Source organism: Myroides sp. LoEW2-1 (assembly GCF_009767705.1).
Lineage (GTDB): Bacteria > Bacteroidota > Bacteroidia > Flavobacteriales > Flavobacteriaceae > Flavobacterium > Flavobacterium album_A.
Map to the genome: position 1 here is coordinate 1 of NZ_WSPP01000212.1, position 3,142 is coordinate 3,142.

General features: G+C 31.3%; 3 protein-coding genes. 2 read left to right on the plus strand and 1 reads right to left on the minus strand.

Annotation, left to right across the window (positions count from 1 at the left end; genetic code table 11):
• Positions 1-504 precede the first annotated feature (504 nt).
• Positions 505-1,656: a hypothetical protein gene (locus GOQ24_RS12085; RefSeq protein WP_160339808.1), complete on the plus strand. Its 1,152-nt coding sequence runs from the start codon at positions 505-507 to the stop codon at positions 1,654-1,656.
• Positions 1,657-1,744: 88 nt separating this feature from the next.
• On the opposite strand, the gene GOQ24_RS12090 is transcribed toward GOQ24_RS12085, so the two are convergent.
• Entirely contained in the window at positions 1,745-2,137 is a 393-nt protein-coding gene (locus GOQ24_RS12090; protein WP_160339809.1) for an adenylyltransferase/cytidyltransferase family protein, read from the minus strand.
• 593 nt (positions 2,138-2,730) lie between these two features.
• Between GOQ24_RS12090 and GOQ24_RS16550 the strand changes: the two genes are divergently transcribed.
• On the plus strand, positions 2,731-3,142 hold a 412-nt coding region (locus GOQ24_RS16550), incomplete at its 3' end, for a hypothetical protein (protein WP_208103226.1).

A 3,142-nucleotide genomic window follows, 5' to 3' on the forward strand; every position in this document is an offset into this window, starting at 1 on the left:
GATATAATTCTCATTTTAGCTTTATCTATAAAGTATCGATTAACTTAATGAAGTGTTAATAAATGAAATAAAGGGTAATAAAAAAAGGAAGCTGATCAGCTTCCTTTTTTTATTACGAATGAAGAAAAAGTATCATTCTTAAAAGTATAAAAAGTTTGTATCTCAATCCAAAGACTTGTAATAATACAGAAGTTCTCTGCGATTAAATACTATAGTGTAAATATACGATTTTTTAATAGATCGAGTTGTGGACTGTGGTTAGTGATAAGGTATTGGATGGAGTTTAACTAATTGAATTTATGGTAATTGAATATTAGTAGTGTGCTGTTTTGATAATATTTCCTTGTTTTGTTTTAGTTAATATTAGCTTAAATGTTTTGTTGGTTGCTTTTTAATATTTGGTTTATATATAATATTTATTTGATTTTTTTATGATTATTGTATTATTTGTACTATTATTGTTTGTTATTATTCGATAAAAACTAAAAGTAAAAGTTAATAAATATGAAAATAAAATCTGTAAGATTAAGCTTGTTATCTCTTGTCTTGTTAGGCTCAGTTACGGTTGTAAGCTGTTCGAGTGACGATAGTGCGCCCTATTCTAAACCGCCTACGGAAAGTGAACCTACTGAGCCTGGAGAGGAAGCAGAAAAGGCAACTTTGGATGTTGTGGTAAAACAAGTGACTGAAAGTAGTGTAACCTTTACTATAGGGGCTAAACACGCTGTGAGCGCTTACTATCACATTGTGGACAAAGGTGTGGAAGTAAGTCAAAAAGAGATTGTAGAAAAGGGTGTAAAGGTAGAGGCTTTAGAGGGGGATGTTACTGCCGAGGGATTACTACCTGGTAAAGAATACGAACTGTATGTAGCAGCTCTAAACCAAGAGGAAGTTGTAACGATGACCGACAAAGGGATTGGGTTTACAACTAAGGATCAAGTGGTAGATGTTAGCATTGCTTTAACTGAGGTAGATTCGACACACGAGAGAGTGTTATTTACGCTTACTCCAACTGATGCTGTACAGGCAAGGTATATGGTGTTAGAGAAAGCCGATGTAGCAGACTTGGAGATTACAGCCGAGTTTGTTTTAGAGAATGGAAATAATATTATCAATTTAAAACAACCGTCTAATTTAAAACCAAAAGTGTCTAAGCCTGATACTGATTATGTAATCTACGCGGCGGGGCTTTCTGCAACGGGAATGACAGTTATAGTCTCTGAAGAGGTCAGAACCAAAGAGGTACCAACTGATCCAGTGGACGATGGAACGTTGCGTTTTTCTAAATTGAACTTTACTGGGGATGAAGTAAATAAGAATGTGACATACTATCTATACTTTACAAGTGATGAGTGGGATGTAACATTTAAAATTGCTGCAACTGATGCTAAAGAAGAAGAATTAAAAGAAGGTAAGTATATCAGAAATAGTAAAGCTGAGATAAATCCTGGACCTGGGCAAGTAGGAAAATCTTATACTATCCTAAACAAAAAGACCAATGAAAAAGATACAGATATTGATTATGGAGATATAATCATAACAAAACAAGGGGCAAACTATAAAGTAGTTGTCGATATGGTTAGATTAAGTGACTTTAAAAAGCACTTTAAAGCTGAATTTAATGGTGTACCTGTGATAGGTGAGCCGCGTCCATAAAATATGGATATAGTTAGTAAGCTCTAAGTAATAATAGTATTTAGAGGTATGTTTAAAAAAGAGATGCTATCCAAACGGCATCTCTTTTTTATTTTTGACGTATTACTTTCCTTGGTCGAAGATCCATGTTGTTGTAGTAAATGCGGATATTCTTCTTTAGGCAGTATTCTTTCGCTGTAAAGGGTTTGAGCTTGTATTCCTTACCGATGATTCTCACGTCTATTTTATAGGCGCGCATAATGTCTTCTAAGTCTGTTTCATTTTGGTAGGGAATAATCTCATCTACGTATTTGCATCCTTTTAATTGAATATAGCGTTCCACTAAAGATAAGTCTTCAATAATAGGAGCAGTAGGGTCGTAATTGGCAACAGTGTTTAAGCCAACAATGAGGTAATCACATTGACTTTTGGCCTCTTCAAGCATTTTGATATATCCTGCGTGTAAATGTGAAAATGCGGCAAAGGTGATTCCGATTATCATATTGTGTTTGTTTATGTGAGTAACTGCCAAAGTTAAACAAACTTTAGATTAAATAGATATGTATTAAGTAGTTTTTAGATTAGAAAACGCTAATGTACTGCTGTAGTTTTTTTATGGGTACCCCAAGAATTAAGCCATTAATTGAAATGAAGAAAATAAGGCTACCTTTTAGATAAAATCGGTAGCCTTATCAGTAAAGTGTTTTATACAATACGTTGTGACTTTCTGACTGCAATTTAGTGACATTTATGTTTATTTGTGTCGATTTGAGTAAGTATGTTAGTAGCTTAGGTAATGAACTGCTATTTTTTTAACTACCTTGCTTAAAGTGGAGTTTAGTAGGTCTAAATAAGATATTTTTTGTTAAAAAATAAAGTTTAACATTATTGTTTTTAAATTGTTTTATTATATAAAATTATATTTTTTTTAGTCGCTATTTGTGATTTTATTATGATATGATATGTATGTTAACCTTTAAATTGCTATTGATGTTGTAGAGTATTTTGTTTGTTTGTTTAGAATTTGTGACTAATTGAGAATTTATGGTCTTACTTTGTGACAGGCAATCTGTTAGAAGATTTAATTAAAAGATAATGAGTGAAAATTTGCCATTTTTTGATTTGAGATTACGTAGTAAAAAAACTTTTTTTTTAGTAGGTATATTAACGTTGATTTTAGGATTATTTTTAGTGATTTTTATTTCATTAACAAGTAAGAATAGTCTGTTTCCTCTTTTAATTAGTATACTGCTTTTTTCAAGTACAATTTATTTCGATGATAAATTACAGAGAACTATTGTAAAGAATTTATCGGTTATCTCTCTTTTGAGTTCGGTGGTTTTATTATTTGATTTTGAAAGCTGGATTTCTATTGGGATTTCAAACTTTATTGCAGTATTATACTTATTATTCTTTTTACTTCCACTTAATTTTAATGAAGTAAAATGTAAAATTAAACATGAGTTTATTGTTTTCTTGAGTATTTTGTTTGGATTGAATGTTATCT

Excerpts from the sequence above, each read along its gene's own strand:
- GOQ24_RS12085 (WP_160339808.1), top strand. The coding sequence starts at position 505 with ATGAAAATAAAATCTGTAAGATTAAGCTTGTTATCTCTTGTCTTGTTA.
- GOQ24_RS12090 (WP_160339809.1), bottom strand. The coding sequence starts at position 2,137 with ATGATAATCGGAATCACCTTTGCCGCATTTTCACATTTACACGCAGGA.